Source organism: Pseudoalteromonas sp. APAL1 (assembly GCF_021532475.1).
Lineage (GTDB): Bacteria > Pseudomonadota > Gammaproteobacteria > Enterobacterales > Alteromonadaceae > Pseudoalteromonas > Pseudoalteromonas lipolytica_C.
Genome location: NZ_JAKGAW010000089.1, coordinates 1 through 5,849, shown reverse-complemented (window position 1 = coordinate 5,849; position 5,849 = coordinate 1). Strand labels below are relative to the sequence as shown.

Genomic DNA, 5,849 nt, shown 5'->3' with positions numbered 1-5,849 from the left:
TCGCTGCTTTATAAGTTGCTGGGTACCAATTAGGTGCCTTCGTGAAGGCTTGAGCCGTATGCAGTGAAAGTTGCACGTACGGTTCTTAGGAGGGCGACACTTGGTAACAGGTGTCGTCTATCCGACAAAGGTGAGTTAATTACATAACCCGCCTCAGGACAGAAACTTGTTAGTCCCACGGTCAGCAATTAGTACACAATTGACTGTCAGATTTAATTAAGTTCTATTAGTCCAACCAGAAAGAGCAAGCTAAGACTATTTCAATATACGTGTGTGTACAAAGGTAACTACCCCCTACCCTTCTCTTTATTTGCAAGCTCTAGAGCTTTTTTAATTGAATAACCTTGAGACTTAAACTTGTCTACTAACTCCCTGTCATCTGGATCTGTTGAGTAAACTAGTTGGGTTTCTTTATCTACAAATAGCTTAACTATTTCCCTCGATTGCCCGTATCTCACTAAGATTTCTGAGTAATGGCCCTTATCAGTATGAACGCTTTTCATTAAATCATAGTCTTGATCTGTACCATCATACGCTTTTAACTCTTTGAGTTTATCAACGGCTTCCGGTTCCTGGGCCAACATAAACTTCCATGGACTATTATTAACAATGGCCATCCCTGCTTGGCTTTGGTAAGCATCAAGTAAGCTCTGTGTGATACAAATGCCAGCTGCACGTGTTTTCCTGAATCGACGCCAACCAGTTTCAAGGAACTCGGCTAGATAATTGACTTTACCCGGCTTGTCTTTAAGGTATTCCCAAGCTTCATCGAGAATGAAAAGTTTTCTTTGTTTGTTGCCTGATAAAAACATTGCATGTTGAGCTGCGTTGATAAGGCTCATCAGAACACATTGTGATAAGTGAGGTTGCGAGGATAGTTCATCCATCTCACAAACGATTAATCGTGATTTGAAGTTTATTGGTGGGTATTTCTTACCAAAAAAGTCTCCAAAAATACCGCCTTCACACCATGGTTTTAGTTGGCGCCCTATCCTCTTTATTTCAACATCTTGGTGCTTTTCACACAGCTCAGAAAAGTCTGTTATTGATGAATCTTTCCCTTTAAGGTTCCAAAGCTCAGTGAGTACTGTAAGCATTTCTGTAGATTGGTAGTCACTTAAATCACCTGATTCTGACGCCATTGCTTTCAGCAAGGAATGAACCATGGCTGCTTGACCTTCTTTGCCATAAAAGTCATCAATATTTGCAAATGGATCAAGTGAAAACTTCATGTTCTCATTGAAGTCAATGAATTGAGCATTCTTATACTGGCTTGCTAAGTTTTCATATGAGCGACCTTTGTCAATAACAAACACTTGAGCGCCGTCAGTATCGCTGCCCACATCAAGCCGGCTTTTAACACCAGAGCCTAGATATGAAGTGATTAGCTTATTATTGAAAAATGACTTACCAGCTCCAGAGCGAGCGCAAATAAGTGCATTAAAGGAACCATCTGTTTCAAATATGTCTAAACCGAATATTTGCCCAAAGCGCGTGACAAACTCTAGAATTGGCCGTGAAGTGTTTCCTTTCCAACTCGCGCTATGTGGTAATAAAAATACAGCCCCTTTTGCCGTCCATTCATCAAACCGGTCTGATAATTTTATATATTCATCATCAAGGCCAAGAGGTAAAGCGTTTAAGAAGGTGCTAGGTGCCAAAATTGTTTCTATGTTGAATTTATACTCTTTACGCTTGAAGAATGCCTGCAATTTCCTAGTCGCCGTGAATGTTTCTTTCTTACTTCCACCAAGGATTATTAAATTAAGGCTAATTTTACATAATCTGGAGTTTTTAAGTTCATCTTCAATTGCAAAGTAGTCTTGTGCTTGGTCTTTTAAGGTTGAAACCCACTCCAGCATTTTTCCTTTTGCTTGTTTTTTTAGCCATTTGTTACGGCGATCAAATTCTTCATTTGCAGAATGAATACTTGGTAACTGTACGTTAAGCGTCATTAAATATGGGTTCCAAGCAACCGTTCGCTTGCCAAAACGCCAATCACCTAGCAGGTTTATAATATCACCGTAGTTTAAGTAATCGGGTGTTTGCTTGAGGGTCATGACTGAAGCAAATCCATTTGATTTCTCATCTAAAGATGAAAATTCTAGACCATATTCATCACGGTTAATTATTCCGCCCTGCTCTAATATTTGCGCACCCAGTGGGACAAGCTTGTTGATTTTTACTTTATCTCGCCAAAGTGCATTAGGTGAGTGATTGAAGAAAGTCTGCATTCTTGAAAGCCATTCTTCATCATTTAAAATCAATGGGGCTAAGCCTAACCCTTCGAATATTGAATATGTTCTATCTTTTATCTCTAGGAACTCTTTGAGCTCTTTATCGGAAGGGATAAAGTTTTTAACTGGGATTTTTACTGTGATCCAATGTTCAAAATCTCTTGGCCGGATACCTGATTTTTTATCAAGAGACTCTTTTCTTGCTTTAGAGTAATAATTAATTACTGATTCGCTCATTGCATCAGCAAGCTCACCGTCTTCACCACCAATCCGCTTCCCTCGTAGTTGCCTGTAACCATTTAGAAAGCCATCTATTCGTGGTAAAGCAGCTAGGCTTAGTTGAATTAATGTGTTGTGAGGAAACTCATCAGATAGAAAGCCTTCGTAGGCTGTTCTTATTTCGTTGTTTACCCCGTTAGTTGGTTGGCAGGCGATAACAAATCCAATGTAACCGCCTTCCATTAAGAACATTTGATATTCTTTAATATATTCCATTACACAGTTTAATTCTGCGGCTTTATTACCTCCGAGAAGCTTTTGTTGATCTTCAATGGTGCTTCGCCAAAGGGGGCCAGCAAAATTCTGCTGGGTTTCTTCGATATCTGGATTCAATATCTTTTCGATAGCTTCTTGGATTTTATTCAGCATGCTATACACCTATTTTACTTATTAGCCTCAGACTGAGGTCTAGAAATGCTCAACGGATCGATACCTTTGGCCATAGTTTCTTTTCTTTGGCTTGTTACTTTGCTTTTCTTTATTGTTTGAAATGGTAATACTCGACTTGGGCGCATTTGAGCTTGATGGCCTGTTACCCAGCGTCTTGGTTGTAATTCAACATATACGAAGCCTGGAATATTCAAATCTCCAGACTTATCTTCCCAAGCAGCAACATAAATACGCATTGCTTTAGCTTCTTCTAGAACAGCGAGAGGCTCTGGCGCGATATCATTTGGAACGTAATTGAAAGTTCTTAAGTCATCTAACTCATCGTGTGATTGTTTCGAATATGACATTGTGTCATTGCTCGCGATACCAACAATGTTGGCTTTGTCATAATCCTGTGCGTTTTGTCTTCGCAAACTTCTTGGTTCATATACGTATGTGATGTCTTCCCCTTCACTATTAACGTAAATGACTTTTTGGTTTCCTTCTGAATTTGACTTTTTTTCACCTTCGTTTTTTGCATATTCTGCAGTCATCATGTGCTCAAGTTGGTCTTGATTGTTGGTTAACTCATAAACCTCCATCGGCCCTTTACAGAGACCAAGTTCCGGTTTACCTGCACATGAAAATTCCTCTTCACCAATCGTAAATGCCGAACACCCAGAAAATAATGAGGCTATGGCTAGAATTGAGCTGATTTTAAAGATTTCTTTCATTGCTAGTTACTCCATCTCAAGCCATGCATCAAAATCGCTTGGTAGCCCATTAAAGGTTAAACCATCTTCACGAACTAGGAATGGGGTTCCTCTAGCCTCAAGCAATCCCATAACGATAGGTGCTTTTTGAACAGCCTTTGCATCGCAGTCTTCTCTCATTTCTGTTGCTAGTTTTGTCTTGTTCATAAGGTCGATGACAGCTTTAGATTTATCAACAGCGCAATTTAGGCGTTTGGACTCTAGTAAAGATTGGCTGCCCAGCATCGCTGTTAGTACAAAGTCAACATTGTACTTTTCTGGAGATTGCTGAATTTTATTGAACAGGGCGTGGCAGTATCCGCAATTAGGGTCAACGAATATTGTTGCTTGCTTGGGTATGTCTTGGTTACCAAATGATAGTGTTGCAAGCTCATCTAGTTTTACGCCCATTTTTTCAAGAGGGACACGGTGAGCATTTCTTGCTTCGCTCAATTCATCAATAGTTCGCCTAAACCATGTATCAATTAACTGCCCTTGAAATACAAAGCGGCCATTCTTAGATACAAAATATGTTTGTCCTGATTTAGTCTTAACCAGCATTAAGTTTTCAACAGGGAGTTCTTGAATACCTTCGATATCACCTTTTTGAGAAAGAGTTTGTTTTAATTCTTTCGGATTAATTGATTTCGCCATTGAAGATACGCTTAAAAGACTTACAGTTGCTAATAGGCCAATAGCCGTAATTTTTTTCTTTAGTGACATTGTGACTTACTCTTTAAATTGACATACATGTCATTGTAATCTTGGCTATAGAGTGAAAAGGGGAGATTAATTACTGATTTTTGCTTTTTTTCATGGATTTGGACAAAACAGAGTTTTACTAACTCGATGGTTGATATGCTTGTTTAATCAACAAATTAAGATGAATTTAGGATACTCAAAGCTCTAAATACTTAGTTTTAGGCATGATAAAGCCTTAGGTTGGTAAAATACTGATCTAAGGTTAAGGTTGATATATACCAACCTTAACGAATAAAGTTTGTCACATATCAAGACTTCACAATGACATGGTGTTGTCGAAATGAAACATCTTCGTAATCTTCCTCATCGAATGCATCACACCATGAATTTATGTGCTCACTTGTAATAGGCTCTTGTAAAAAACCACTTTCCAAAACTAATGGTAAGCTTCTATGGGCTATTCGTTGCTTTATACAGCGTTCAATTGATAGATCGATGGTAATGATAGTGAGCTTTTCATTTTCACTATTCCAGATTTCCGTTTAGTAAAGGTTTTCTGTACTTAACTACCAGAATTAAATGAAGTGCAATTAAATATTTGCAGTGAGATTTAGTTTCATATTCCAACTTGATAACTCGACCTTATACAGTAGTCTATACAGCATATGAAAAAGACGCTCAGATACAACTACAGGCTAAATCCTACCCCAGAGCAAGAAGCTAAGCTTATTGAGTTTGGTGCGACAGCGCGTGGCATTTGGAATCTGTTGTTGTCTGAAAATATGCGTCGATATGAGTACGATAAGACGTTCTTGTTTTACAAAGAAATGGCCTCGCTTCTTAAGGAATTAAAGCCTTTCGAAGAGTTTGCGTGGATTAAATCTTTTGATTCAGCAGCGGCTCAGCAGGTTGCTCGCGATTTAGAAACTGCTGTTAAGAATGCTTTTTCAAAGGTTCGTTTGCAGCGCTTTCCAAAGCATAAAGTCTCATACAAAAAGAAAAAACTTCACAACGACTCGTTTCGAGCCGTTAATAATGCCAATTGCATTCGAATCGAAAATGGCGCTATCAGTATTCCGAAGGTCGGCAAAGTGCCAATCGTTCTGCATCGTGAGCTAGTGAGCTAGTGAGCAAAATTAAGACCGTCACTGTTCAATATCGTCACGGAAAATGGGAATGCAGTATCACTCAGGAAGTGGAATGCAAAACGGCTAAACAAGTTTTGGAAACGATCACTGGCTTTGACATCAACTCAAAGCAAACGGTGGTTGGTTCGAACGGTTTCGTGGCCGACAATCCGAAGTTTTTAAGGCAAGCAATAGAGAAGTTAAATCAATTGCAACGCCAGCTTGCACGTCGAACCAAAGGTTCAAATCGCTGGCAAAAAACAAAACAACGCATCAATAAATTACACGGAAAAATCTCAAGGCAAAGGCTGGACTTTGCGCACAAAACTTCACGACAGATAACCAATGAAAATGATATTTTAGTGTTCGAAGATTTAAACGTA

The 5,849-nt window shown here is 39.0% G+C and carries 5 protein-coding genes and 1 pseudogene; 2 read left to right on the top strand and 4 right to left on the bottom strand.

The window, feature by feature from the left end:
* Positions 1 to 287 precede the first annotated feature (287 nt).
* The 4 genes and pseudogenes from L1264_RS21190 to L1264_RS21565 form a co-directional block, all read right to left on the bottom strand.
* Positions 288 to 2,885 carry a TraC family protein gene (locus tag L1264_RS21190; RefSeq protein WP_199528354.1) on the bottom strand — a complete coding sequence of 866 codons (2,598 nt, stop codon included), beginning with the start codon at positions 2,883 to 2,885 and terminating at the stop codon, positions 288 to 290.
* A gap of 14 nt (positions 2,886 to 2,899) precedes the next feature.
* Positions 2,900 to 3,619, bottom strand: coding sequence for a TraV family lipoprotein (locus L1264_RS21185; RefSeq protein ID WP_199528355.1), 720 nt, complete (start codon positions 3,617 to 3,619; stop codon positions 2,900 to 2,902).
* A gap of 6 nt (positions 3,620 to 3,625) precedes the next feature.
* Positions 3,626 to 4,360 (bottom strand): DsbC family protein, encoded by a 735-nt coding sequence (locus tag L1264_RS21180; RefSeq protein ID WP_138533981.1) that lies wholly within the window; start codon positions 4,358 to 4,360, stop codon positions 3,626 to 3,628.
* A 510-nt stretch (positions 4,361 to 4,870) separates the two neighbouring features.
* Positions 4,871 to 4,966, bottom strand: a pseudogene (locus L1264_RS21565) (IS200/IS605 family transposase); the annotation flags it as partial.
* A 38-nt stretch (positions 4,967 to 5,004) separates the two neighbouring features.
* Between L1264_RS21565 and L1264_RS21175 the strand changes: the two are divergent.
* Together L1264_RS21175 and L1264_RS21170 are read left to right on the top strand one after the other, a co-directional pair.
* On the top strand, positions 5,005 to 5,466 hold the full coding sequence (locus L1264_RS21175; RefSeq protein WP_235404618.1) for a helix-turn-helix domain-containing protein: 462 nt from the start codon (positions 5,005 to 5,007) through the stop codon (positions 5,464 to 5,466).
* A partial coding sequence (locus L1264_RS21170) for an RNA-guided endonuclease InsQ/TnpB family protein (protein ID WP_235404616.1) occupies positions 5,466 to 5,849 on the top strand: 384 nt, incomplete at its 3' end. The genes L1264_RS21175 and L1264_RS21170, both read left to right, overlap by 1 nt.

What these genes read in the sequence shown, in the direction of transcription:
- L1264_RS21190 (WP_199528354.1), bottom strand. Translation starts at nt 2,885, where the DNA reads ATGCTGAATAAAATCCAAGAAGCTATCGAAAAGATATTGAATCCAGAT.
- L1264_RS21185 (WP_199528355.1), bottom strand. Translation starts at nt 3,619, where the DNA reads ATGAAAGAAATCTTTAAAATCAGCTCAATTCTAGCCATAGCCTCATTA.
- L1264_RS21180 (WP_138533981.1), bottom strand. Translation starts at nt 4,360, where the DNA reads ATGTCACTAAAGAAAAAAATTACGGCTATTGGCCTATTAGCAACTGTA.
- L1264_RS21175 (WP_235404618.1), top strand. Translation starts at nt 5,005, where the DNA reads ATGAAAAAGACGCTCAGATACAACTACAGGCTAAATCCTACCCCAGAG.